Annotated in this window: 20 protein-coding genes; 13 read left to right on the top strand and 7 right to left on the bottom strand. The window is 55.4% G+C overall.

The genetic code is table 11. The features are described from left to right. Positions 1–188 precede the first annotated feature (188 nt). The 5 genes from J0X19_RS18950 to J0X19_RS18970 all read left to right on the top strand — a co-directional run bounded on the left by J0X19_RS18950 (position 189) and on the right by J0X19_RS18970 (position 5,580). Positions 189–2,249 (top strand): BatA domain-containing protein, encoded by a 2,061-nt coding sequence (locus J0X19_RS18950; RefSeq protein WP_206985999.1) that lies wholly within the window; start codon positions 189–191, stop codon positions 2,247–2,249. Between the two features lie 43 nt (positions 2,250–2,292). After that, positions 2,293–2,832, top strand: a complete 540-nt coding sequence (locus J0X19_RS18955; protein WP_206986000.1) for a DUF4199 domain-containing protein — start codon at positions 2,293–2,295, stop codon at positions 2,830–2,832. 54 nt (positions 2,833–2,886) lie between these two features. Then, positions 2,887–3,411: a DUF4199 domain-containing protein gene (locus J0X19_RS18960; RefSeq protein WP_206986001.1), complete on the top strand. Its 525-nt coding sequence runs from the start codon at positions 2,887–2,889 to the stop codon at positions 3,409–3,411. Further along, positions 3,404–4,384 (top strand): glycosyltransferase family 2 protein, encoded by a 981-nt coding sequence (locus tag J0X19_RS18965; protein ID WP_206986002.1) that lies wholly within the window; start codon positions 3,404–3,406, stop codon positions 4,382–4,384. The genes J0X19_RS18960 and J0X19_RS18965 overlap by 8 nt, the downstream gene beginning before the upstream one ends. A 71-nt stretch (positions 4,385–4,455) precedes the next feature. Further along, entirely contained in the window at positions 4,456–5,580 is a 1,125-nt protein-coding gene (locus tag J0X19_RS18970; protein WP_206986003.1) for a glycosyltransferase, read from the top strand. A 3-nt stretch (positions 5,581–5,583) separates the two neighbouring features. Here the strand turns inward: J0X19_RS18970 and J0X19_RS18975 are convergent, their stop codons facing one another. Beyond that, the gene (locus J0X19_RS18975; protein WP_206986004.1) at positions 5,584–6,687 is read right to left on the bottom strand and encodes a glycosyltransferase family 9 protein; all 1,104 of its coding nucleotides are present in this window, start codon (positions 6,685–6,687) and stop codon (positions 5,584–5,586) included. A 512-nt stretch (positions 6,688–7,199) separates the two neighbouring features. Next, positions 7,200–8,564: an adenylosuccinate lyase gene (purB, locus tag J0X19_RS18980; RefSeq protein ID WP_206986005.1), complete on the bottom strand. Its 1,365-nt coding sequence runs from the start codon at positions 8,562–8,564 to the stop codon at positions 7,200–7,202. Positions 8,565–8,722: 158 nt separating this feature from the next. Between purB and J0X19_RS25170 the strand changes: the two genes are divergently transcribed. Then, a complete protein-coding gene (locus J0X19_RS25170) occupies positions 8,723–10,879 on the top strand; it encodes a transglycosylase domain-containing protein (protein WP_206986006.1) in 2,157 nt (718 codons plus the stop codon). Between the two features lie 92 nt (positions 10,880–10,971). On the opposite strand, the gene J0X19_RS18990 is transcribed toward J0X19_RS25170, so the two are convergent. The 3 genes from J0X19_RS18990 to J0X19_RS19000 form a co-directional block, all read right to left on the bottom strand. Further along, on the bottom strand, positions 10,972–11,622 hold the full coding sequence (locus J0X19_RS18990) for an HAD family hydrolase (protein ID WP_206986007.1): 651 nt from the start codon (positions 11,620–11,622) through the stop codon (positions 10,972–10,974). A 155-nt stretch (positions 11,623–11,777) separates the two neighbouring features. Beyond that, positions 11,778–12,707 (bottom strand): TerC family protein, encoded by a 930-nt coding sequence (locus J0X19_RS18995; RefSeq protein WP_206986008.1) that lies wholly within the window; start codon positions 12,705–12,707, stop codon positions 11,778–11,780. A gap of 62 nt (positions 12,708–12,769) precedes the next feature. After that, positions 12,770–13,558 (bottom strand): polyprenol monophosphomannose synthase, encoded by a 789-nt coding sequence (locus J0X19_RS19000; RefSeq protein ID WP_206986009.1) that lies wholly within the window; start codon positions 13,556–13,558, stop codon positions 12,770–12,772. A gap of 428 nt (positions 13,559–13,986) precedes the next feature. Between J0X19_RS19000 and J0X19_RS19005 the strand changes: the two genes are divergently transcribed. The 4 genes from J0X19_RS19005 to J0X19_RS19020 are packed head-to-tail and all read left to right on the top strand — an operon-like array spanning position 13,987 to position 17,102. After that, complete coding sequence (locus J0X19_RS19005; RefSeq protein ID WP_206986010.1) at positions 13,987–14,511, top strand: RNA polymerase sigma factor; 525 nt, start codon at positions 13,987–13,989, stop codon at positions 14,509–14,511. A 5-nt stretch (positions 14,512–14,516) separates the two neighbouring features. Beyond that, on the top strand, positions 14,517–15,431 hold the full coding sequence (locus J0X19_RS19010; RefSeq protein WP_206986011.1) for a zf-HC2 domain-containing protein: 915 nt from the start codon (positions 14,517–14,519) through the stop codon (positions 15,429–15,431). Then, the gene (locus J0X19_RS19015) at positions 15,379–16,248 is read left to right on the top strand and encodes a DUF4097 family beta strand repeat-containing protein (RefSeq protein ID WP_206986012.1); all 870 of its coding nucleotides are present in this window, start codon (positions 15,379–15,381) and stop codon (positions 16,246–16,248) included. Before J0X19_RS19010 ends, J0X19_RS19015 begins: the two co-directional genes overlap by 53 nt. Continuing rightward, entirely contained in the window at positions 16,245–17,102 is an 858-nt protein-coding gene (locus J0X19_RS19020) for a DUF4097 family beta strand repeat-containing protein (RefSeq protein WP_206986013.1), read from the top strand. Before J0X19_RS19015 ends, J0X19_RS19020 begins: the two co-directional genes overlap by 4 nt. 58 nt (positions 17,103–17,160) lie before the next feature. On the opposite strand, the gene hemG is transcribed toward J0X19_RS19020, so the two are convergent. Continuing rightward, positions 17,161–18,507, bottom strand: coding sequence for a protoporphyrinogen oxidase (gene hemG / locus J0X19_RS19025; protein ID WP_206986014.1), 1,347 nt, complete (start codon positions 18,505–18,507; stop codon positions 17,161–17,163). A gap of 173 nt (positions 18,508–18,680) precedes the next feature. Between hemG and J0X19_RS19030 the strand changes: the two genes are divergently transcribed. Next, entirely contained in the window at positions 18,681–19,223 is a 543-nt protein-coding gene (locus J0X19_RS19030; RefSeq protein WP_206986015.1) for a D-glycero-alpha-D-manno-heptose-1,7-bisphosphate 7-phosphatase, read from the top strand. 699 nt (positions 19,224–19,922) lie between these two features. Here J0X19_RS19030 and J0X19_RS19035 read toward each other — a convergent pair. Then, a complete protein-coding gene (locus J0X19_RS19035; protein ID WP_206986016.1) occupies positions 19,923–21,320 on the bottom strand; it encodes a type III PLP-dependent enzyme domain-containing protein in 1,398 nt (465 codons plus the stop codon). A 305-nt stretch (positions 21,321–21,625) separates the two neighbouring features. Between J0X19_RS19035 and J0X19_RS19040 the strand changes: the two genes are divergently transcribed. After that, the gene (locus J0X19_RS19040) at positions 21,626–22,627 is read left to right on the top strand and encodes an arginase (RefSeq protein ID WP_206986017.1); all 1,002 of its coding nucleotides are present in this window, start codon (positions 21,626–21,628) and stop codon (positions 22,625–22,627) included. A 250-nt stretch (positions 22,628–22,877) separates the two neighbouring features. Next, complete coding sequence (gene argS / locus J0X19_RS19045; RefSeq protein WP_206986018.1) at positions 22,878–24,671, top strand: arginine--tRNA ligase; 1,794 nt, start codon at positions 22,878–22,880, stop codon at positions 24,669–24,671. Positions 24,672–24,707 lie beyond the last annotated feature (36 nt).

Below are 24,707 nucleotides of genomic sequence, written 5' to 3' on the forward strand. Positions count from 1 at the left end.
AGTCGGTCGCCGCCAACCTTACTGTTTTGCCAACGCCCCTCCGGCCCTGCCGTTGAGGGGCGTTGCTGTTTCTAGACCACCGGCCCGCTGGCCAAGATAGGTTTGCTGTTAGCATAGCTGGGAAATCGGATGGCGAAGCAATTTTCTAGAAAAGATTGTGTTTACATTTATACACTTCTCTAGCTAATATGGCGCTTACTTATCCTTGGTTTCTGTTGGGTTTAGTTTCAATAGCTATTCCAATTGCTATTCATCTGTTTGAATTACGGCGTCCTAAACGAATATTGTTTACTAACATTGGGTTCATTCGTGAAGTGAAGCTGATCAGTGCTCGGCAACGTAAGTTGAAACACCTGTTGGTACTCTTAGCGCGTATTAGCTTTATTACTTTTCTGGTGCTGATTTTTGTACAGCCCTATATACCTGCGCCAATTCAAAATGCACAAGCTCAAACATCAGTTGGAGTATTTGTTGATGCAACCCCAAGCATGCAGGCGAGTAACCGTAATAGCCAGCCTAATGGGTTTGAACAAAGTATTAAGCAGGCCCAAGAGCTTCCTAACGCTTATTCAACCAACACTGCTTTTTCTTTACTTAATAGTTCTATACAGCCTCGAACAACAAGTGCTTATAGATTAGAATTAGATAAGCTAAGTATATCGGGTGAGGCTGATGGTGTAGGTGGCTTGCTTAATCGGATAAGTGCTGTGAAGCCGGAACAGGTATTTGTCTTTTCAGATTTTCAGAAGAATGACTTTTCTGCAAAAAAAATTGCCTCTATAGATTCCGGTAAACAGGTGTTTTTAGTGCCGGTTGGCACAGCAGACAAAAAAAATGTTTTTGTAGATAGTGTGTGGCTTGATGATGCTTTCATAAGAAGTAATACTAATATCAAGTTGCATATTAGGCTTCGCAATGGCGGGAATGTTGAGGTTGATAACTGCCAAGTAAAACTGTTTGTAGGGGATCGTCAGGCTGCAGCTTTCAGAACAGATGTGCCTGTTGGAGGGGTTGCAACAACTACCGTACAGTTACGCCTAGAAGGAGAGCGACTATCTGAATGCAGAGTGGAATTGAATGATTTTCCTGTCACCTTCGATAATAGCTTCTACTTCGCGCTTCAGCCTTCTCCGAAAATTAAAGTACTTGATATTGCTGGTACTACAGGAGGCGCTGATATAATGAGGCAATTGTATGCTAACGAGCCTTTATTTGCATATAATTCTGCAAAAGCTTCGAATGCTGATTACCGCACGCTAGAAAGCAGTGATATAGTTATTGTTGAAGGTCAGGCTCGTATCGAAACTGGTTTGCGTGAGAGTTTGGTGCGTGTGGCGAAGCGAGGTGCATCGTTGGTAATCGTGCCACCGTCAGTATTAACAAGTCGGTCTTCGTATAATCAGTTGTTTGAAGACTTAGGAGTTGGTCCGATACAATGGGAGCCTGCAGGTTTGGCGCCAGTGTTGCGAGATGTTGCAGTACCTACGGCACAGAATCCTTTTTTTAAAGATGTGTTTGGGAGTCAGAACCGACAGCCCGTTATGCCGAAGGCAAGCCCGGTAATACGCTGGTCGCGCTCTGATGCGAACATCGTGCAGATGCGTGACGGAGAAGGTTTTCTGGGAGCGTTTTCCAGCGGACCAGGCAGAGTATACCTATTTGCTGCTCCCTTTAGTACTGAGTACACTGATTTCACGCAACATGCCTTGTTTGTGCCTGTAATGTACCGTTTGGCTATGCAAAGCTATAGGCGCGAGCAGCAACCTGCTTACCGACTCAACCAAGGTACTATAGCTGCAAATGTCGCTGAAGCTATACAGAGCGGAGGCGAACAAGTATTCAAACTTTCTAAGGATAGCACCACGTTTATTCCGAGCCAGCGGCTGCAAGCCGGAATTTTGCGCTTTGATGTACCTGTGGCGATGCGTGAGCCAGGTTTCTATACTCTTTCTTTGAACGGAAAAACAGTAGCTACTCTGGCTTTCAACTTCGACAAGCGCGAGTCGGAACTAGCTACTTATTCTGCCGAAGAGCTACGCCAGCTTGTTGGCCCAAATCAACCAAACGTGCAGGTGTACGATGGAGCTAATGGCGAGTCAGTAGCGGCGAAATACAAAGCAGAGCGAGTTGGTAAGCCTTTGTGGTATTACTGCCTGTGGGCCGCACTAGCTAGCTTGCTTGCTGAAGTGCTCGTGCTGCGCTTCATGCGCCAACAGAAAGCGCAGCAACAGACTCCAATTGCTGCTTAGGCACGAGTAGGTAGCATAAGTCATTGTATCTTGCTGGCTCATCATGTCAGATATAGTGGAAGAATCTGTTTCGCCGGCTAAACCTGTTTTGCGTACGGCATTGCTTTTTGGAGTTGGGGCGGGAGTTTTATGTGCCATCTGGGTGATAGGGCTCTATCTGAGCGGCAGTAACCCGTATGGTCCCAAGCGGCTGATGGCCATTTTTGCGCCACCCATTGCGGTGCTATTGGGCCAGTGGCAGCTACGGCGCCATTTCAAACCAGAGGGTCCCGGAATTCTGAAATCTGTAGGAACTGGGTTGCTAATTGCGCTTTTTGCAGCTGTAGTATCGGCAGGTAGCGTTTATGCTTTTGCGCGTATTACTGGCCCTGACCCCATAGCGCGGCATTTAACAGAAATGCGCCAGTTGTTGAAGCAGAGTCGCCCGATGTTTTTGAAAGAAAAAAACGGACGCCAGCAGTACGAACAAACGTACCGTGGCCTGGCGTTTTCTGCTCAGGGCTTAGCGGCTGATGATTATATGCGGAAGCTGTTAGTGGGGGTATTGCTAAGCATTCCGGGGGGGATATTTCTGCGGAAATAAGGAAATAATAGATATTGCATCTTCAATTTCCCGTCTCAACCTTATTAGAAAACAATGGAAACACCTGCTACTCCCGTTACTACTTCTTCAGTCGGTATTCGCTATGGTCTGTTGCTAGGGCTGGTATCCGTCATCTTCTCCTTTCTTCAATTAACGTTTATTGAAGACCCAGAAACGCCCTTGCGTTGGTTGAGTGTAATTATTCTGATTGGAGGCATTGTATTAGCTCACAAGCACTTTAAGCAGCAAAACCAAGGGTTCATGGCTTATGGACAAGGACTAGCCATTGGCACAATCGTGTCGGCTGTTTCAGGCATTATTGGCGGAGTGTTTACGTATATATACTTCACTTTCATTGACCCTAGCTATATGGCTCGCGTTATGGAGCTAACCCGGAGCCGGATGGAAGAAAAGGGAATGCCAGATGCACAGATTGATCAGGCTATGGCTTGGTCGGAGAAGTTCACTACTGGTCCTATTTCTATGATATTCCCTATTTTGGGCGCTTTGCTTATGGGTTTTCTCATCTCGTTAGTTGTTTCTGCTTTCACTAAAAATTCCCGTCCCGAGTTTGAGTAAGCGCCTTTCGCATCCATTTCCGGTTGAGCTGTCTATCGTAATTCCGTTGCTCAATGAAGCCGAATCCTTACCGGAACTGACACGCTGGATTAATCGGGTGTTGGTGGAGCATGGGCTGACGTATGAGGTGCTTCTGATTGACGACGGTTCGACGGACGACTCCTGGGACGTAATTGGAGAGCTAGCCGAAACCAACAAAAACCTGCGCGGCATTCGTTTCAACCGCAATTATGGGAAATCGGCGGCGCTGAACGTTGGCTTTCGGGAAACGGTTGGCCGGGTGGTATGCACCATGGATGCCGACTTGCAGGACTCGCCGGAAGAGCTGCCAGAGCTGTACCGCATGATAACGGAAGGTGGTTTCGACTTGGTAAGCGGCTGGAAACAGAAGCGTTACGATCCACTCTCGAAGACCATTCCTACTAAGCTATTCAACGGTGTAACCCGTTGGATTTCGGGTATCCAACTCCACGATTTCAACTGCGGCCTGAAATCATACGACCAGCGGGTAGTCAAAAGCATCGAGGTGTATGGCGAGATGCACCGCTACATTCCGGTAATTGCCAAATGGTCGGGGTTCCGGAAGATAGGCGAGAAGGTGGTGCAACACCAGGAGCGCAAATACGGCGTCACGAAATTTGGGCTGGAGCGGTTCGTGTATGGGTTCCTGGATTTAATGAGCATTACGTTCGTGAGCCGGTTTCGGCGGCGGCCTATGCACTTCTTTGGCACTATGGGCACGTTGTCGTTCGTGCTGGGAATGCTGATTACGCTGTGGCTGGTGGGGGAGAAGGTGTATCTGGCCTTCAATAATCTGAAAGCGCGCGACGTGACAGACCAGCCCTTGTTTTTCCTGGCCTTGGTAGCGGTGGTACTAGGAGCTATGTTGTTCCTGACGGGGTTTCTGGCCGAACTGATTCAACTCAATGGCCCGAACCGCAACGACTATCTAGTGCGGGAAAGAGTTAACTAAAGCTAGACTGTGCACAATTACCGCCGTACTACAACCAGTTGTGTGTTGGTTTTTAACGCTTAAAATCACCTATGCGCGTTGTTATCATCGGGCCGGCGTATCCGCTGCGGGGCGGGCTAGCAACTTACAACGAACGGCTGGCGCGGGCATTCCGCGAAGCCGGTGACGAAGTAAAGCTGGTTACGTTTTCGTTGCAGTATCCAGGGTTCCTATTTCCTGGCCAGACCCAGTTCAGCACCGAAACAGGACCAACGGATTTAACGATTGATGTTAGCATTAATTCAGTGAATCCTTGGACTTGGTGGCAAGTGGGCAACAAGCTACGGCGTGAGAAGCCCGACCTGGTGGTATTTCGGTTTTGGCTGCCATTTATGGGGCCTGCGCTGGGTAGCATTGCCCGCCGCATCCGTAGCAACCGCCATACCCGCATAGTAGCTATTACCGACAACGTAATACCGCATGAGAAACGGCCCGGCGACCGGCCGTTCACGCGGTATTTTCTGGCGGCCTGTCATGGCTTTGTGACTATGAGCCGCTCGGTGCTAGCCGATTTGCGGCGCCTGCACTTCAAGCAGCCGGCTCAGTACAAACCACATCCGCTCTATGACAACTTCGGGCCATTAAAGTCTAAGCCAGAAGCGTTGCAGGCCTTGCAACTGGATCCTAACTACAGCTATTTACTGTTCTTCGGATTTATTAGGGCGTATAAAGGCCTCGACATTCTGCTAGAAGCTTTTGCTGATGCTCGGTTGGCGGCGTTGCCAGTAAAGCTCATTATTGCGGGAGAGTATTACGAAGATGCGGCTCCTTATGAGGCTCTGATTCAGCAGCACAAGCTGGAAAGCCGCCTTGTACGTGCCACCGACTTCATTCCAAACGAGCAGGTGGTAGATTATTTTTGCGCGGCTGATATGGTGGTGCAGCCCTACAAAAATGCCACCCAAAGCGGCGTTTCCCAAATTGCCTACCACTTCGAGCGCCCCATGCTAGTAACCGATGTCGGAGGCCTCGCCGAACTGATTCCAGATGGGGAGGTGGGTTACGTAGTGAAGCCCACGGCCCAGGCCATTGCCAATGCGCTGGTGGATTTCTATGAGCACCAGCGCGAAGTGGAATTCACCGCCGGTGTGTGGGCCCGCAAAAAGGAATTCTCGTGGAGCGAAATGGTGAAGGCGTTGAAGGAAGTAGCTGCCTGACCGTCAGGCCAGAAGCGGCACGCTGGTTTGCACGGCGGCAAACACCTTTTCAGCGGGCAGTTCCTCCATGCAGCTGGTGCCCAGCTTGCAAGTACCGCGGTAAAAGCAAACGCACGGCCGGTCGGGCTGCACGAGCTGGCCACGGCCATACAGGTCAAACTCGTGGGGGTTGAAGATATTGTTCATCAAGATGGTAGGCTTGGCCAGCGCAATGCTGATGTGCATAGCCATCGTCACCTGCGTCACGATGCCATCCATCTGATGCATCAGGTTGATGAACTGCTCCAGCGGGAACGTGCCCGGATACGCCGCACCAGTAGCGGCATGCAGGCGCTGGTTACGCTCGGCCTCGGCGGTGCCGCCTAGCAATACGGGCGCATAGCCGGCTTGTTGGAGCTGGGTAATCAGCGTGACCCACTTTTCATCTGACCACAGCCGCGTCGTCCACCGGTCGCCGCAGCCGGTGTTCAGACCGATGCGGGGTTTGCCTTGTGGCAAGGTGTCCCAGCGGTAACCCTTGTTTTCGTGATTGTCGAAGACGTACTCCTCACCCCGGAACTCGAAGCCGCACAGCTCGAAAATCTCCTGCACGTAGGGCTTCTGGTTTTGCAGACTAAGCTGGTCGAAGATGCCCGTTAGAAACTTATGGTGGGCCTGCTCGTTGTGGGGCCACGCCACACCATCGTACTCGCGCAGGGTGTAGCCGAAACGGTGTTTGGCATCCACTTTCAGCAGCAGCGCGCAGGCTTCTTTCTCTTTATCAAGGTTGATGGCAATGTCGAACTGCCGGGCCATGAGCTGCATGGCGCTGGCGAAGTCAAACTTCAGAATTTCATCGACTTCAGCTTGCGGCAAAATAGCCGGCGTAAGCGTCAGCCAAGTGATGTAGCAGCCCGGATACTCCTGGCGCAACCGGCGCAACAGCGGCGTGGTCCGAATTACGTCGCCAATTGCCCCAAGCTTAATAAGCAGCACCCGCTTCTGTACTGGGGCATATACGGGGCAGTTCTGGCAAACGTAGCCGCTTTCTTTATTGGGACGGCAGGGCAAGTCGCCGCGGAAATGACGGCAGTCGGGCCGGACAGTAACGCCGGATAGGTTGGACATACAAACGCAGTTAGGAACCGCGAAGATAAACACCCCAGCCGATGTTGCAGATGGTAGTTGCTAGGGCAGCAACTGAGGCACAGACGAGGTACCCATTGATACCCCAGTAGCTAGTTGTACGGCAGGTAGTTTCTCGCTTTTGTACACTGGCGACCAAATAGGCAGATCCGTGAATTGCGTGGCTGGTAACAGTTGGGCGAGAGGGGCGCTTGGCTGGTTTAGATGTTCAAATCCGTCTGTATCGAAGATATCAGCGTACGACATGCAAGTAGGTGGTAGAGGAGCGAGGTTCAGTATGCCAAAGATTCACCTATTTATACAAATAGACAATATATCTATCTTGTAATTATTCTACCATAAAATAAGCTGTACTAGCCAGGAAAGATTGAAACTGCTGGTATTTGAACATAAGGTATAATTTATATAATATATAAACGTTCGGGTGATTAGTATAAAACAAAAAGCAGTGCAGACTTACGCCTTGCACTGCTTTTTGTTTCAGTAATGATGTTTTACACTCCTACATAGTTTGAAGGAGAAATAGCCCGTAGTTCGGTCTTCACGGCCTCACTTACTTCCAGCGTTTCTACAAACTCGCGGATAGTTGCCTCCGAAATAGCCGAACCAGTGCGGGTTAAGGCTTTCAGCGCATTATATGGGTCAGGATAATTCTCGCGGCGCAGAATAGTCTGGATGGCTTCGGCTACCACCGGCCAATTAGCTTCCAAGTCGCGGCGCAACGCGTCTTCGTCGAGGGCAAGTTTGTTGAGGCCGCGTTGGAGCGAGGTAAGAGCAATAAGCGTGTGGCCCAGCGGCACACCTAGGTTGCGCAGTACAGTGGAGTCGGTCAGGTCGCGCTGGAGGCGGCTGATGGGCAGCTTGGCCGACAGGTGTTCCAGCACGGCGTTGGCTAGGCCCAGGTTGCCTTCCGCATTTTCGAAGTCGATGGGGTTCACCTTGTGCGGCATGGCTGACGAGCCTACTTCACCGGCCTTAATGGTCTGGCGGAAATAGCCCACCGCAATGTACTGCCACACGTCGCGGGCTAGGTCGGTGAGGATGGTATTGAGCCGTTTCAGGTTGTCGCAGAGAGCCGCCAGGTGGTCGTAGTGCTCGATTTGGGTGGTGGGGAAGCTGCGGCTCAAACCCAATTTGCCTTCCACAAATTGCTGGGCAAACTGGTGCCAGTCGAGTTGGGGATAAGCTACGTGGTGAGCATTGAAGTTGCCGGTAGCCCCCCCAAACTTGGCCGCAAACGGTACCTGCCCCAGCAAGGTTACCTGGGCATCGAGGCGGGCTACAAACACCTGAATTTCCTTGCCCAGCCGAGTAGGGGAGGCCGGCTGGCCGTGGGTACGGGCCAGCATCGGAACGGCGGCCCACTCGGTGGCGCGCTCGGCCAGCTGGTTGCGCACCTGGGCGTAGGCGGGCAGCAACGTATGCAGGAGGGCGTGCTGGAGGCTCAGCGGAATAGCGGTGTTGTTGATATCCTGCGAAGTCAGCCCGAAGTGGATGAACTCCAAGCAAGAGCCCAGGCCTAGCGCCGTGAACCGGTCCCGCAGGAAGTATTCCACGGCTTTCACATCGTGGTTGGTTACCTGCTCGTGGGCTTTCACGGCTTCGGCATCGGCCACCGAAAACTCGGTGTAGATGGCACGCAGCTTAGGGAATAAGCTGGTATCAACGCCTTGCAGCTGGGGCAGCGGCACTTCGCAGAGCGCAATAAAGTATTCCACTTCCACCAGCACCCGGTACCGAATCAGGGCTAGCTCCGAGAAGTACGGTGCGAGAGGGGTGGTCTGGCGGCGGTAGCGGCCATCAAGAGGCGAAACGGCGGTTAGAGGCGTGAGTTGAGCGTAATCGGCAGCAGTTGACATGCGGAGAAGGAGTTGGCCTAGACGCCCAAAGGTAACGAAAGGGCACGCGCAGCCTGAACGGGGGCAACCTTTTTCGTTACCTTTGTACAGCAGGCGGTGGCTGGTTGGCACGAATCTGGCCTAGCCCCGCCACGACTTCCTTCACTCTGCTTGTTCGCGTGACTCCAGCAACAAAGAAAAAAATAGGTATTGGTCTGGGTATTCTGGCGGCGCTGCTGGCGGTGGGCCTCACGGTGTTTCTGCTCAAGCGCCAAGCCCTGCTAACGTATGCCCTGGCCCAGGTGAAAGCGAAAGTGGAACGCAAATACCCCGTGGCGCTGACGTTGGGCAAGGCCCATTTCACCGACCTGAACACAGTGCAGATTGACGGCATGAGCCTCGTGCCCACCGCCCAGCCCACCGACACGCTGCTTCAGGCCCGCCTGATGACGGTTTCGTTGAGTGTCCGGTCGTTGTTTGCCGGCCGGCCGGTGTTCAGCAACCTGGAAATCAGTGATGCGCAACTCACGGCCCGCAAAACCAACCGCGCCGATAACTACTCGTTTCTCTACAAAAAGAAAGGCGCTACGCCCACTGCCACGCCACGGGATACCACCAACGGCACCAACTATGGGTTGCTGGTGAACCAACTGCTGGAAGCCAGCTTCGATAATGTACCCGGTGAGGCAGATTTCCGCAATTTCCTGGTTACCTATGACAGCCCGCGCCACCAGGCCCGCATTGTAATGCCCCGGCTGGCTATTGAAGACGGTGATATTGAAGGCCAGCTAACGGCTACCGTCGATTCGGTGGTGAACAAGGTGGGCGTACAAGGCCACATCGAGCCCGGTGACTACGCCCTGAACGCCGAGGTGTTTGGCTTGGACCGGCGGCCGGTTGCGCTGCCCTACGTGCTGCGGCGCTACGGTGCGCGGGTGCAGTTTGATACGTTGCGTTTCAGCCTCACCGATAAGGACCTAGCCGATGATGAGCTAACAGTGCGCGGCACGGCGTCGGCGGCCAACTTCATTGTGAATCACCCCAAACTCTCCGACCGGGATGTGCGCTTCCCGCGCGGCGGTATCGAGTTTGTGGCCCGACTGGGGCAAGCCTTTGCCGCGCTGGATGAGGGCACGAAAGTGACTTTGAACCGCATGGCGTTCTTTCCGGTGATGAGCGTGCGGAAGCTGCCGCTCAACCAGCGGGTGGTGGGTAAGATGCTGAACGGCCTGCGCAACCGCCGCGAAACGTTGGCCGGCTTGCAAGTGAAAGCGGATATTGTATCAGCAGAAACGCCGGCCAACACGTTTTTCGCGGCGTTGCCCGAAGGCATGTTCAACACCTTGGAAGGCATGCAGGGCGAAGGCACGCTCAAATACAAGATGCACCTCGACCTGGATATGAACCAGCTCGACAGCCTGCAATTCTCATCGGGCCTGACGCCGAAGAACTTCCGCATCACCAAAATGGGCGCCGAAGACCTGAACAAGCTGAACGAGGATTTCCTGTACACGGCCTACAACGACAAAGGCGACTCCATCAAAACCTTCGCGGTGGGTGCTTCCAACCCCGAGTTTGTGTCGTACGACGAGGTGTCGAACTACCTCAAGGCGGCCATTATGACGGCTGAGGACCCACGTTTCCTGACGCATAAAGGGTTCATGGAGAAGGCCTTTGTGAAATCGGCCATTCAGAACATCAAGGAGAAGCGGTTTGCACGGGGTGGCAGCACCATTTCTATGCAGCTAGTGAAAAACGTATTCCTGACCCGCCAGAAAACGGTAACCCGCAAAATAGAAGAGGCCCTGATTGTGTGGCTGCTGGAAAACACCCGCATCGTTTCCAAACAGCGCATGTTTGAAGTGTATTTGAACATCATTGAATGGGGCCCCAAGGTGTATGGCGCCAGTGAGGCCTCGGAGTTTTACTTCAATAAGCAGCCTGCCAACCTCAACCTGTCGGAGAGCTTGTATTTGGCCAGCATCATCCCGCGGCCCAAGTATTTCCAACGCTCATTCAACCAGTACGGCGAAATGCGCAGCAGCGCCCGGTATTTTCACCGCCTGATTGCCAAGCTCATGGCCAGCAAAGGCCTGATTTCGCAGAACGATTACGCCAGTGTCGACTACTCGTTGAGCTTCCCCGGCCGGGCCCACAGTTCTATTTTCCGGGCCGTGCGCGACACGGTGCGCGTTACAACAACTGATTCCACACAATTCGAGCCATTGAATCTGATTGATTTGCTGGGAGGCAACGCGGCTCCGGATGCCGGCGTGAACACCAATATTCCGGCCGAGCAAGGCGGTGGTCCACCTACGCCAGCGCCCAAGCCATAACCAACCATTTGCTAGGAAAACCAACGGCCCGCAAGCTACCTAGGTAGTTTGCGGGCCGTTGGTTTTCCTAGCCGTATTAAGAAAATGCAAGCCTACAGCAGCGACTTTATAAATTCGTCGTTGAAGTCGGGGGCGAAGTGCAGCACGTTTGGCAGGTGAGTAAACTCGTGCGCTTCGTGGGTGGTGGTGAGTACTACGGCCTGCATACCGGCGTTGTTGGCGGCCTCAGCACCTTTGGGCACATCCTCGAACACGAGGCACTCACTGGGCTCAGCGCCGAGCTGGGCGGCGGCTTTCAGGAAGGTTTCGGGGTGCGGCTTGCTCAGCGTTACGTCGTCGGCACTCACGATTTGCTGAAAATAGTGCCGAATATTCAGGTTGTCGAGCACGAAGTTAATGTTGAAGGGAATGGCTGCCGACCCAATGGCCATAGCAATACCCCGCTGATGGGCCCGCTCCAGAAACTCGGCCAGGCCCGGCAGCAGCGCCAGATGCGGCAGAAACTCGGCTTGGTAGCGCTTTTCCTTTTCCACCGACAGCGTATCCATTTCCGCTGCCGTGAACCGGTCGGCCCCGAACATGCGCACCAGCAGTTCCTGGTTTTTGCCGTACATCTGGGGCTTGATTTCGTCCCAGGAAAAATTGCCGCCCAAATCGTGGTTGAGTACGTGCTGCCAGGCCCGCGTATGGTATTCCATATCGTGGATCATGGTGCCGTTGAGGTCGAAAATAAATGCTTTCATGCAAAGGAATAGGTGAGGACGCGTTTTCAGATAGTTGGTAGTTGGATGAAATGGCATCTTGAGAATAGCATCCAACCTAAATCCAACTACCTACTACCCTATAATACGCTGCCGCAAAGCTACGGCCGCCAGGTTTACAACCGATGAAGAAGAGGTTACGCTGGCGTTTCGGCCTGCTTCGGGAACAGCAACGAAGCCGTAATGGACAGTGCCAGAATAACGCCCACCACCCCCAATGATATGCCCATAGACAAATGCACCACTTCGGAAAGCAGCAGCTTGCCCCCAATAAAGACGAGGATGAGCGAGAGGCCGTAGTGCAGATAGTGGAACAGCCGCATCAGGCCTTCCAGCGCAAAATACAGTGCCCGTAGCCCCAGCAGCGCAAATACGTTGGAGGTGTACACAATAAACGTGTCGCGCGAGACGGCCAGGATGGCGGGGATGGAATCGACGGCAAACACCACATCGGTGGTTTCCACCATTACCAGCACCACCAGTAGCGGCGTAGCGAACAGCAGCCCGTCTTTGCGGACGAAGAATTTGCCCTCGTGCAGTTGGCTGGTGATGGGCAAATGGCGGCTCAGAAACTTCACTACCGGGTTGGAATCGGGGTCAATTTCGGGCTCCCCGGCGCTAAGCGCCATCTTGATGCCCGTGTATATCAGAAACGCCCCGAGCACATACAGCAGGAAGCTGAACTTGGCCAGCAAGGCCGCGCCCACCAGAATAAAAATTGCCCGCAACACCAGCGCGCCCAGAATCCCCCAGAACAGAATCTTGTGCTGGTACTGGGGTGGAACCCGGAAATAGCTGAAAATCAGCAGGAAGACAAATAGGTTGTCGACGCTCAACGACTTCTCGATGAGGTAGCCGGTGAGGAACTCCAGGCCCGCCTGCCGGCCCATGGTGCGGTACACCAGGTAGTTGAACCCCAACGAGAGCGTAATCCAGAACACACTCCAACCCAGGGCCTCGCGCATTTTCACTACGTGCGCTTTCCGGTTGAACACCAGCAAATCGAGCAGCAGCATGGCCAGCACGAAGGCATTGAACCCAACCCAAAAGAGAGGCGTGTTTTCCATGTAGTAGCGACTTGATACCCTTGGTAAGTCACCCGCTAGCCGGGCCTCTCAATACTACGAATTTACCGGGTTTCGGTGGTAGAAGTTGCCACGGTAGTAGCTAATGGGGCGGCGGGCTCCACCCGGTCGAAGCGGCGGAACCAGCTATAGATGCGCATCTTGATAACACCGAAGAAGGCTTCCTGGAAGATGCCTTTGCTCATTTTGGAAGTGCCGCGGGTACGGTCGGTGAAAATGATGGGCACTTCCTTGATGCGGAAACCATACTTGTAGGCCAGCCACTTCATCTCAATCTGGAAGGCATAGCCCACAAACCGAATCTGGTCGAGGGGGATGGTGCGCAGCACGCGGGCCGTGTAGCACTTGAAGCCGGCGGTGGCATCCATGATGGGCATGCTGGTAATGAAGCGCACGTAAGCCGAGGCAAACCACGACATCAGCACCCGGTCCATGGGCCAGTTGACCACGTTTACGCCCTGAATGTAGCGCGAACCAATAGCCAGGTCGTAGCCCTGATGGGCGCAGGCATCATAAAGCTTCACCAGGTCGTCGGGGTTGTGCGAGAAGTCGGCGTCCATCTCGAAAACGTACTGATAGCCGTGCGCCAACGCCCACTTAAACCCGTGAATGTAGGCCGTACCCAACCCCAGCTTGCCTTTGCGCTCTTCCAGAAACAGCCGGCCCGGAAACTCCGTCATCAGGGCGCGCACAATACCGGCCGTGCCGTCCGGCGAGCCATCATCAATGATGAGCACGTTGAACGCCTTCGGCAACGAGAAGACCTTACGGATAATCAGCTCCGCATTTTCTCGCTCATTGTAGGTTGGTATCAGGACGAGCCCCTCATTCATAAGCCAAAGATATAAGTTAGATACGAGTACGAACACATCAGTAAGCAGACTTTACAGCGCGTAGTACAGTTGAGCTGTGTATACCCCTCGGAGCCTCAGAGAACTATAGAAGAAAATGCCTCTGTTCCAGCGGCTGTTCTTGGCAAGATGCTTTCTGCTACAGTGGTGGTTGCAGCCCAAGGGCAGCTAGCAAGCGCATATTTCAACAGCGCCAAGTGCCGCAAAAGTTGCCTGGTTTCCAAGAACGTTAAATACCGGCTGAGGCTGCTTGTTAGCGTTGGGATACCACATAATATGCGCTGCTTGCAGGTGGCTTGAAAAAATAATGCAACCGTGCTGTAACCTTCCGGCGCGGGGACGGTGTCCACCAGCAAATACCACAAAAACTCAGCTCTATCCGGTTGGACTCGCTATCAGATAACGCGCTTATGCTCCGGGTAAAGGCCGGGGAGCTGGACCGAATGGGTTTGCTGTTCGAGCGGCATCACCGCAAGCTGTACGGCTTTCTGTACCACATGCTGGGCAGTGCCGCCGTCAGCGAGGATTTGGTGCAGAACGTGTTTTACCGCATGCTCAAGTACCGGCACACCTACACCGGGGAGGGCGAGTTTCGGGCGTGGATGTACCACCTGGCCCGCAACGTGCTAGCTGACCACGCCAAGAAGAACCGCCACGCCACCCGCCACACCGATGTAGCCGCCTTTGCCGAAAGACTGAGCGGCGGCACCCACGCCGACGAAGGCCTGCAAAAGGAGCAGGAAGCGGCCACTCTGCACCGCGCCTTGGCCCGGCTCAGCCCCGAATACCGCGAGGTACTGGTGCTAAGCCGCTTCCAGGAAATGAAGTACGAGGAAATAGCCCGGGTGCTGAACACCACCGAAGGCGCCGTGAAAGTACGGGTGCACCGCGCCATGAACGAGCTGAAAACCACCTATCTGCGAATTGAAAACTGAATGATATGACGTGCCAACAAGCCCAGGACAAACTCCCCGACTACGTGAATCAGCAGCTACCGGCCGCTGAACAGGCAGCGCTAAAGGCCCATTTGGCGCATTGCCCGGCGTGCCAGGAAGAACTGGCCGCCATGCAGCAGATGTGGCAGTTGCTAAGTGGGGTGTCCACACCCGAGCCGAGCGAAAACGTACGGCCGGCATTCTATTCCATGCTGGCGGCCTACAAGGAAGAAGTGGCCGCTACGCCAACATCCTCATTAGCTGGCGTATGGCGCTGGTTGCAGGCGCTGGCCGTGCCACAGCCGGTAGTTCGGTTGGCGTACAGTGTGTGCTTGATAGGGGTGGGGCTGGCCGCGGGGTGGTGGCTGAATAACCGCAACGCCCCCGCCAAACCCGACCAAGAGCAACTGGCCGCTCTGAGCAAGCAGGTAGAGCACATGCAACAGGTGATGCTGCTCACGCTCATCGAAAACCCCTCAGCAACGGAGCGGCTGCGGGCCGTGAGCTACACCAAAGAGCTAAGCAGCGCCAATGCCCGGGTGGTAGAAGCCTTGCTGAGCACCCTCAACCACGACGAAAACGTGAATGTGCGCTTGGCTACCCTCGAAGCCCTGGCCCAACTGGCGCAAGACCCGGCCGTGCGGCTGGGGCTGGTGCAGGCGCTGCCGCAGCAGGAGTCGCCGCTGGTGCAGTCGGCGCTGGCCGATGTGATGGTGCAGTTGCAGGAGAAACTCTCGGTGCAGCCGTTACGCCGCCTGCTCGCCCAGCCCGACCTGAACTCGGCCGTGAAAAGCAAAATCGAAGAAAGCCTCAAATCCTTGTCGAACGGGCAGCCCGCCACCTCGTCTTCACCTCAACCTTCCTACCATGAAACGCTGTATCCTGCCCAGCCAAATCGGACTGCTGGTACTATTATCTAGCTGCCAGGCTCAGGCCCAACAACAGGAAGCCACCGAGCAAATCAACAAGGAATTCACGCTAGCCACTGATGCCAGCCGCAACACCCTGGCCGTGTACAACATCGACGGCGCAATAAGCGTGCAGGGCTACTCCGGCAACAAAGTGGTGGTGGAAGTCACGAAAACCATCCGGGCTGCTGACGCGCAAACCCTGGCAGTAGGCAAGCAGGAAGCGCAAGTGGATTTCTACCAGCGCAACGACAGCGTGGTGGTGTACATGAAAGGCCCCTACGATTCGCGGCCGAACCATAACCGCAACACCGGGCACAAGGATATCAAGTACCGGTACTCGTTCAACTACGTGGTGAAAGTGCCTTACCAGATGAACCTGCACGTATCGACCATCAACAACGGCGCGGTGCTGGTGCAGGACGTAACGGGCACGCTGAACGCCTACAACATCAACGGGGCCGTGACGCTCCGCAACGTGAAAGGCACCACCACCGCCCGTACTATTAACGGCAACCTGGAAGCCACGTACGCGGCCAATCCGCCCGGCCCGTCGTCCTACAACACCATCAACGGCCAAATCAAGGTGAGCTACCCAGCGGATTTGGCGGCGGATGTGCACTTCAAAAGCATGCACGGCGAGCTGTACACCGACTTTCCCAACGCGGAAATCCTGCCCGTGCAAGTCACGCAGAACAAGCAAAATGCCGGCAGCGGCACCCAATACAAAATCACCAAGAATACGGTTGTGCGGCTTGGTAAAGGCGGTAAAGACTTCCGCTTCGAAACCATCAATGGCAGCGTAACCATCAAACAGCAACCCAAATGAACAGTTTCTCTTCTCGATTTTCCGTCCTGCACCACGTAGCAGGCAGCATTGGCTTGGCGTTGGTAGTGGGTATCTACGAGCCGGCTTCGGCACAGGCACCCAAAGAGCAGCTGGTAGTGGCGCTCAGCAACCCCGGCAAACCCGGTTTGGTGAGCGTGAAACTGGTAGGCGGCTCGATTACGGTGGTTGGCTACAGCGGTAAAGACGTGGTGATTGATGCCACAGCCCGCGCCGGCCGGCAAGCCGCAGCCCGCCCGGTACCCGCCAACGCCGCCGGCATGAAGCGCATCGACACCAGCAACAGCTTCGACCTTACCGCCGACGAAGCCAACAATCAGGTTTCCATCAAAACCTCATCCTGGAAGAATCCCATCGACTTGGTGATTAAGGTGCCGCAGCGGTTTTCGTTGCAGATTGGCACGGTGCAAAACGGCAATATTACGGTCGAAAACGTGTCGGGTGAGCTGGAAGTCAGCAACGTGAATGGGGCCATCCAACTGAACGACGTATCGGGCTCGGCCGTGGCCAACACCGTGAATGGCCCGATAAAAGCCACGTTCAAAACCGTAACGGCCGGGGCACCGATGGCCTTTTCCACGGTGAACGGCCAGGTTGATGTCACGCTACCGAGTAGTGCCAAAGCCGCATTAAAGTTGAAATCAGACTACGGCGAAGTTTACTCCGACTTCGATTTGGTAACGGAGAAAAGCCCGACCAAAGTAGCCCGCATCAACGAAGGGGGAATGCAGCGCGTGAGTATCGACGAGTGGACTTACGGAAAAATCAACGGCGGTGGCGCCGAAATCATGATGAAGACCTTACACGGCAACATTTACATCCGCAAAGCCAAGTAAGTAGTAGGTAAAGACACCGTCATTCCTCGGCAAGCCGGAATGACGGTGTCTTTACCTACTATAACTCTAACTCAGGCCCACGAATCAGTTGTTCGGCTACGTGCCGGGCGTGGCGGATACAGTCGGGTACGCCCACGCCGCCGCGCCAGTTGGCGGCACTCCAGATGCCTTCGGCCTGAAGGGCATCGGTGGTAGCATGTGCGGCCACAATGTGCTGGTCGTACTGCGGAATGGCTTTGTCCCAGAGGTAGCGGTACTGCCACAGCGGCTGCGCGGCTTTGATGTCGTACAGCCGGCTTAGCTCCTGGTGCACGGCGGCTTTCTGGGCGGTTTCCGGCTGCCGGGCATTGGCTTCATACTGCACACCGCCCACAAACGTGGTGAACAGCACCTGCCCATCGGGCACGCGGTTCGGGAAGATAGAGCTGGTCCAGATGCTGCCGGCCGCGTAGGGCTGCTCCACTTTGGGGTGCAGCGCCCCAAATCCATCGAGTGGGTGACCGACATCGGCGCGGCGGTAGGCGGTGTACACGGCGGCCATAGGCGGGTAGTGCACAGCGGCCAAAGCGGCGGCAGCTTCCGGGAAAAGCGGGGCCAGCAAGGGCGCCGCTGCAAACGTTGGTAGGGCCAGCACTACAGCGTCGTACGAGAAGCCCCCGTTGCTACCCGCTGACGTTTGCACCTGGTAGCCACCCTTGGCGGTGCGGTGCAGCGCCAGTACCCGCCGGCCTACGTGGCGGTGGGTAAGCCTGGCAGCCAGCGTATCCGTTAGCCTTTGAATGCCGCCTTGCAGCGAAATGATGCGGCGGCGGCCGGCCCCACCGCCGGTTTTAGCTAGCCCACGCAGCACCGAGCCGTACTGCTGCTCCAAGGCCGCCACCTTGCTAAAGGTCTTGTGAATGAGAAGCTGCGCCGGGTCGCCGGCATAGATGCCCGAGATGAACGGATTAACGGCGTAGTCAACTAGCTCGGAGCCGAAGCGGCGGCGGAAGAAGGCATCCACCGTTTCGGTGGGGTTGAGCGGCGCGGCCGGGCGGCGCAACTCCCGCAGGATATTGAACTTGGCTTTCCAACTGAAAAAACTATTAGTAAGCAAAGCAGGTGGCGTACCAGGAAGCTGCTGGTAGCGCCCATTGCGCAGCACGTAGCGGTTTTTGCTAACAGCGGCGGCCTCCTGAATGTCTTCGGTTAACCCCAATTCCGTTATCAGTTCCAGCAGCTCGTCGCTCAGTTGCAAGGAGTTGGGGCCGGTTTCAACGAGGTAGCCATCGGGGTGCGACACGGAGCGCAGGCAGCCGCCGGGCGTGGTTTTGGCTTCAAACAGGTCGTACGCAACGCCGGCTTTTTGCAACTGCCAAGCCAGCGTAAGGCCAGAAATACCGCCACCCAGAATAGCAATGGTCATACCGTGGAGTAAGTAACGAAGCGAAGAAAAAGGAGCTATGCAGTAGATAACCACTTGCGGGCGCAAAGGTCATGGAAATTTATAATTCCAAGCCCCCGCGCCGTCAACTCCCGCAAAAACCGCAATTTTGCGCACTCTGCCCCACTTCTTACTTCGCTTACCAGCCTCCGCGTATGCCTGCTACCAACAAAGCCGTTTTCCTAGACCGCGACGGGGTACTCAACCAGGAAATTGGGCATTATGTGTGGGACCCCAACCAGTTTGTGGTGCTGGAAGGCGTGCCGCAAAGCCTGGCCCAGCTCAAGCAAGCGGGCTATTACCTGATAGTTGTAACCAACCAGGCGGGTATTGCCAAGGGCCTATACACCCCACTCGATGTGCAGGCCTGCCACGCCAAGCTGCAAGCCGCCTGCGGCAACCTGATTGATGCATTCTACTTCGCGCCGGGCCATCCCAGCGTGTCGGAATCCTTGTCGCGCAAGCCCGATTCGCTGATGCTGGAGAAGGGGCTGGCCCGCTTCCACCTCGACCCCGCCCAGTGCTGGATGGTCGGTGACCGGTACCGCGACATGCAGGCCGGTCACAAAGTTGGGGTGCGCAGTATTTTGGTGGGAGAGGAGGAAACTACTGAGTACCAGCCCCGCGTAGCCGATTTGTCCGCCGCCGTGCAGCTGATTTTACAGGCCGCGCATCCCGCACCTACCACTACCAATTAAGCGCGCTTTAGCCGAGCCAATACGCAGAAAGCCGGCCTCTTGGTGAAGGGCCGGCTTTCTGCGTATCGAGAAAATGCAGACGGATTACTGGCGTGCTGCCGCCGATTCAGAGGTGCTGGCCGTGATGGGAGAGGCCACGTGAGTAGCCGGTTTGGTGCTGCTGTAGGCAGGGCACTGGGTTTTGCACGAGCTAAGCCCTACAACGGCCAATGCAACGAAAAGCAAAGTTCGTTTCATATAAAAATGCAATTTTAGGTTTTCTGGTTTTAGGCAGTGTATTCGAAATTAACACATTCCGGAAGATAACGCAGCGTTGGAGTTAAAATTATTCTAGTCATCTGTAATGCCACAGAAAATACGCAACAAAAAGAGAGGTCAGCTTCTATCCGCAGATAAAAGCTGACCTCAAGGGAGGACAAAGCCAAAAAAAGCCGTTCCTGCTTACTGCCGCGCTACCGAAGCAGAAGCCGTAGAGGCCGTAACCGGCGAAGAAACCCGGTGAGATGCTTTAGTGCTTGAATAAGCCGGGCAAACCGTTTTATTGCATGCACTCAAACCTAGTACGGCCACCGAAGCCAGGAGAAGTAGCTTTTTCATCATCAAGTAGTTGAGCTGTTTTTGGGGATTAGTTATATCCTCAAAAATAGGATTTTCCAGCGGGCCAACCAAGGCCGCCCGCCGGAAAACCAGTAATATCATTTATTGGTAACCCAGAATGCGCATCATGGAGGCGCTGTCCTGCTTTTCGGCAAACACCCGGTCGGTGAGGTTGCCCTCTTCGTCCCGGTCCAGGATAACCAGCTTGGGAGCCGGAATCAGGCAGTGCTTGATGCCACCGTAGCCGCTCAGGCTTTCCTGATAGGCACCGGTATGGAAAAAGCCCACGTACAGCGGCTCGGTGTCGGCGGGTTTGCGCTCCGGCAGGAACACCTGGTATATGTGCTTTTCAGCATTATAATAATCCTGTGAATCGCAGGTGAGGCCGCCGAGCTGGCAGCGCTTATACTGCTTGTTCCAGCCGTTGAGGGCCAGCAGGATAAAGCGCTGGTTCAGGGCCCAGGTATCAGGCAGGTTGGTGATAAATGAACCGTCAATCATGTACCACAACTCCTTGTCGTTCTGAAGCTTCTCATCCAGAATCGAGTAGATGGTTGCGCCCGATTCACCCACCGTGAAAATGCCGAACTCGGTGAAAATATCCGGCTCTGGTACGCCTTCTTCCCCACAAATGCGCTGAATAGTACGCAGCACCTCGGCAATCATGTACGGGTAGTCGTACTCGGGCTGGATGGAGGTTTGGATGGGCAGGCCGCCGCCAATGTCGATGGTGGTGAGGGTAGGGCACACCTTGCGCAGCTCACAGTACTTGTGCACAAACCGGCTCAGCTCCGACCAGTAATATGAGGTGTCCTTAATGCCCGTGTTGATGAAGTAGTGCAGCATCGTCAGCTCGAAGCGCGGGTCGTTCTTGATGCGCTCCTGATACAGCGGAATGGCATCGGCGTAGCGAATACCCAGGCGCGAGGTGTAGAACTGGAAGCGTGGCTCTTCATCGGACGCCAAGCGCATGCCCACGTTGCACTTCTCCTGCACGTTGTCGTGGTAGTACTGCACCTCATTCGGCGAGTCGAGAATGGGCATGCAGTTCACGAAGCCGTCGTTGATGAGGGCGGTAATTTCCTGCTTGTATTCCGCGGTTTTGAAGCCGTTGCAGATGATGAACGTATCCTTGGAAACCTTGCCTTTGGCGTGCATGGCCCGGATAATGCTCATATCAAACCACGACGAGGTTTCGATGTGCACGTCGTTTTTGAGGGCTTCTTCCACCACAAAGCTGAAGTGCGACGCCTTGGTGCAATAGGCGTAGGAATAGCGGCCCTTGTAGCCGATTTGCTCGATGCCTTCCTTGAACCACTGCTTGGCCCGCTGAATCTGGGTGCTGATTTTGGGTAGGTACGCCAGCCGCAGCGGCGTGCCGTGCTTCTCCACCAGGGCCATCAGGTCGATGTCGTGGAAGCGCAGCTCGTTTTGCTCGACGGTAAACTCCTGGCTGGGAAAGTCGAAAGTCTGCTTAATCAGGTCGTGGTAGGTGTCCATGTAGTAGTGCCTAGTGCCTAGTGCTTGGTGCCTAGTGTTTAGGGTGAAAGGAAACGGAAGAAAAAGAACACAAATGGCGTAGCAGTCTGGCTGGGCCTGTACCGAAGAGTAAGCTCCACTCTAAGCACCAAGCACTAATAACTAAGCACTAAATTGCGTCCGCAAAGATACTCCCTTGGGGAGTTTTGGTTGTGCTATGTTCGTTGGTTGCGCCGGAAGGTCCGGGCGCGTCAAGCCTGAGTGGGAACCCACCCCCTCAATCGGCAAGCATCTAACCCACCTAACCTCTTTTCTGCCAATGTAATATGCGACGTATCAAGTTGCTGGAAGTGCGCTCCGAACTTGGAGCCGGTACCCGAGGCGCCAGTATGGGCATTGATGCCCTGAAAGTGGCCTGCCTCAACAAGGGCGGCGACTACTTCCGCCGATTCAACTCCGTGGTGGTGCCCGACCTGAACCACGTGCTCTTCGAGCCCAACCACTTCCCCTGCGCCCGCCACATCGACTCGATTTATACGGTGCAGCGGGCCGTAGCCAGCGCCGTCGAGCAGACGTTGCGCTTCGGGGAGTTTCCGCTGGTGCTATCCGCCGACCACAGCAGCGCCAACGCCACCATTGCCGGCATCAAGGCGGCCTACCCCCACAAAACCCTGGGCGTTATCTGGATTGATGCCCACGCCGATATTCACTCGCCGTACACCACGCCCTCCGGCAACGTGCACGGCATGCCGCTGGCCGCCTCCCTGGGCGTAGACAACCGCGAGTGCCAGCGCCAGCAGCCCGACCAGGAAACCGAGTTTTTCTGGCAGCGCCTCAAAAACCTGAGTGTGCCCGGCCCGCGCCTGCTCCCCGAGCACCTCGTGTACGTAGCCGTGCGCGACACCGAGCCCGAAGAAGACGCGCTGATTGAGCGCCTGGGCATCCGCTGGATTCGCCTGCCCGAAATCAAGGAAAAAGGCTCCCGCCAGCTTTCCCGTGAAATTTACGAGCACCTGCGCTTCTGCGACATCGTGTACATTTCCTTCGACGTAGACAGCCTCGATGCCAGCTTTAGCCGCGGCACCGGCACGCCCGTCGCCGATGGGTTGTACCTGTCGGAAGGGGAGAACCTGTGCCAGGATTTGCTGGAAAATGAGCGGGTAGTGTGCTTCGAGATGGGCGAAATCAACCCCACCCTCGACCACGAAAACACCATGGCCCACAACGCCTTCAATATCCTGGAAAAAGCCACCGAAGCCATTGAGCGCCGGTTGCGGCTGGAAGAGGTAACGGCCCGCCACCCCCGCGGCGAGGCCGCCGGGCGGTAGAGGGTCAGTTCTGATTGTAACTGGTTTAGTTTCGGGTTGTACGCTTCTCCTTCCAGTATGCCAGTGAAGGAGAGGAAGGTGGTAATTCTATCGTCCCTAACTTCCTCCCGTGGTTCTCCCCAGCCTTTCTACCTTTGTAGTAGTAGAAACCGGTAGCGGCTTCTGCTACTGCTTGTAGCGCCGGTGCTGGTTTACGCCGCCTCGTTTGCCGCAACGTAGGGGCCGTGCCGCTGCTACACCTTGCTTTTCCGTGCAACAACTCGAAAATACTCTCAAAACTGCGCTGGGCGCGGCTATTCAAAACGTATTCGGCGCTGAGGTGCCCGCCGCCCAACTGGTATTGCAGCCCACCCGCAAGGACTTTGCCGGCTCGTTTACGCTGGTTACGTTTCCGTTCACCAAAACCCTGGGCAAAGGCCCCGAGCAAATCGGGCAGGCGGTGGGGGAGTGGCTGGTGGCCAACGAGCCCGCCGTGAAAGGCTTCAACGTGGTGAAGGGCTTCCTGAACCTGGAAATTGCTGATGCGGAGTGGCTGAAGGTGTTCGAGCAACTGCGGCAGCTGCCGGCCGGCGCGCCCGTGGCCACCGGCGGCCCGCAGAACGTGGTAGTGGAGTATTCGTCGCCGAATACCAACAAGCCATTGCACCTGGGCCATTTGCGCAACAACTTCCTCGGTTACTCGGTGGCCGAAATCCTGAAAGCCACCGGCGCCACCGTCACCAAAGCCAACCTGGTTAACGACCGGGGTATCCACATCTGCAAGTCGATGCTGGCGTACCAGCAGTACGGCAACGGCGAAACGCCGCAGAGTGCTGGCATCAAAGGTGACCACCTGGCTGGCAAGTACTACGTGCTGTTCGAGAAGCACTACCGGGAGCAGGTGAAGCAGCTTGAGGCCGAAGGCGTAGCCGCCGACGTAGCCAAGCGCAAGGCCCCCCTGATGCTGGAAGCCCAGGACATGCTGCTTAAGTGGGAAGCCAACGACGAAGAGGTGGTAAACCTCTGGAAGCAGATGAACGGCTGGGTGTACGAAGGCTTCGATGAAACCTACAAGTCCATCGGTGTTGATTTCGACAAGTACTACTACGAGTCGCAAACCTACTTGCTGGGCAAAGAGCGGGTGGAAGAGGGCCTGCAAAAAGGCGTGTTTTTCAAGAAGGACGACGGCTCCGTGTGGGTGGACCTCCAAGCCGAGGGCCTCGATGAGAAGCTACTGCTCCGCGCCGACGGTACCTCCGTGTACATCACCCAAGACCTGGGCACGGCCGAGCTGAAGTACCAGGATTTCCATTACGACCTGTCCGTTTACGTCATTGCCGACGAGCAGAACTACCACATGCAGGTGCTGAAGGCAGTGCTGGCCAAGCTCGGCAAGCCTTACGCCGACGCCATCTACCACCTCAGCTACGGCATGGTAGATTTGCCTTCGGGCAAGATGAAGAGCCGGGAAGGCACCGTAGTGGACGCCGACGAGCTAGTGCGCGAGGTGGTGGAAGCCGCCAAGCAAGCCACGCTGGAAAAAGGTAAGATTGAAGGTTTATCCGAGCAGGAGGCTGCCGAGCTATTCCACATGCTGGGCTTGGGCGCGCTGAAATACTACCTGCTGAAAGTGGACCCCAAGAAGCGGATGCTCTTCAACCCCGAGGAGTCGGTGAGCCTGGAAGGCCACACTGGGCCGTTCATTCAGTACAGCCACGCCCGGATTTCCAGCATCCTGCGCAAAGCGGCCGAGCAAGGCGTTGAGCCCAGCGCCCCGCTTGCCAATTCAGTGGAGCTACACAGCACCGAGCAGGAAATGATTCAGGAACTGGGCCGGTACGCTGCCGTAGTAGCCGAAGCCGCCCGGGCCCAGTCGCCGGCTTTGGTGGCGCAATACGCTTACGATGTGGCTAAGGCCTACAACCGGTTCTATACCGAGGTGCCGATTTTCATTGAGCCGGATGCCACCAAGAAAGCCTTCCGGGTGGCGCTGTCGGCCCAAACGGCGCGGGCCATTAAGAGTAGCATGGGCTTGTTAGGCATTCCGGTGCCGGAGCGGATGTAGTGTCCAGGTAAGCCGTTAATCAACACAATGCCCCGC

It is taken from the genome of Hymenobacter telluris (assembly GCF_017313265.1).
GTDB lineage: Bacteria > Bacteroidota > Bacteroidia > Cytophagales > Hymenobacteraceae > Hymenobacter > Hymenobacter telluris.

Excerpts from the sequence above, each read along its gene's own strand:
- J0X19_RS18950 (WP_206985999.1), top strand. The coding sequence starts at position 189 with ATGGCGCTTACTTATCCTTGGTTTCTGTTGGGTTTAGTTTCAATAGCT.
- J0X19_RS18955 (WP_206986000.1), top strand. The coding sequence starts at position 2,293 with ATGTCAGATATAGTGGAAGAATCTGTTTCGCCGGCTAAACCTGTTTTG.
- J0X19_RS18960 (WP_206986001.1), top strand. The coding sequence starts at position 2,887 with ATGGAAACACCTGCTACTCCCGTTACTACTTCTTCAGTCGGTATTCGC.
- J0X19_RS18970 (WP_206986003.1), top strand. The coding sequence starts at position 4,456 with ATGCGCGTTGTTATCATCGGGCCGGCGTATCCGCTGCGGGGCGGGCTA.
- J0X19_RS18975 (WP_206986004.1), bottom strand. The coding sequence starts at position 6,687 with ATGTCCAACCTATCCGGCGTTACTGTCCGGCCCGACTGCCGTCATTTC.
- purB (WP_206986005.1), bottom strand. The coding sequence starts at position 8,564 with ATGTCAACTGCTGCCGATTACGCTCAACTCACGCCTCTAACCGCCGTT.
- J0X19_RS18990 (WP_206986007.1), bottom strand. The coding sequence starts at position 11,622 with ATGAAAGCATTTATTTTCGACCTCAACGGCACCATGATCCACGATATG.
- J0X19_RS18995 (WP_206986008.1), bottom strand. The coding sequence starts at position 12,707 with ATGGAAAACACGCCTCTCTTTTGGGTTGGGTTCAATGCCTTCGTGCTG.
- J0X19_RS19000 (WP_206986009.1), bottom strand. The coding sequence starts at position 13,558 with ATGAATGAGGGGCTCGTCCTGATACCAACCTACAATGAGCGAGAAAAT.
- J0X19_RS19005 (WP_206986010.1), top strand. The coding sequence starts at position 13,987 with ATGCTCCGGGTAAAGGCCGGGGAGCTGGACCGAATGGGTTTGCTGTTC.
- J0X19_RS19010 (WP_206986011.1), top strand. The coding sequence starts at position 14,517 with ATGACGTGCCAACAAGCCCAGGACAAACTCCCCGACTACGTGAATCAG.
- J0X19_RS19015 (WP_206986012.1), top strand. The coding sequence starts at position 15,379 with ATGAAACGCTGTATCCTGCCCAGCCAAATCGGACTGCTGGTACTATTA.
- J0X19_RS19020 (WP_206986013.1), top strand. The coding sequence starts at position 16,245 with ATGAACAGTTTCTCTTCTCGATTTTCCGTCCTGCACCACGTAGCAGGC.
- hemG (WP_206986014.1), bottom strand. The coding sequence starts at position 18,507 with ATGACCATTGCTATTCTGGGTGGCGGTATTTCTGGCCTTACGCTGGCT.
- J0X19_RS19030 (WP_206986015.1), top strand. The coding sequence starts at position 18,681 with ATGCCTGCTACCAACAAAGCCGTTTTCCTAGACCGCGACGGGGTACTC.
- J0X19_RS19035 (WP_206986016.1), bottom strand. The coding sequence starts at position 21,320 with ATGGACACCTACCACGACCTGATTAAGCAGACTTTCGACTTTCCCAGC.
- J0X19_RS19040 (WP_206986017.1), top strand. The coding sequence starts at position 21,626 with ATGCGACGTATCAAGTTGCTGGAAGTGCGCTCCGAACTTGGAGCCGGT.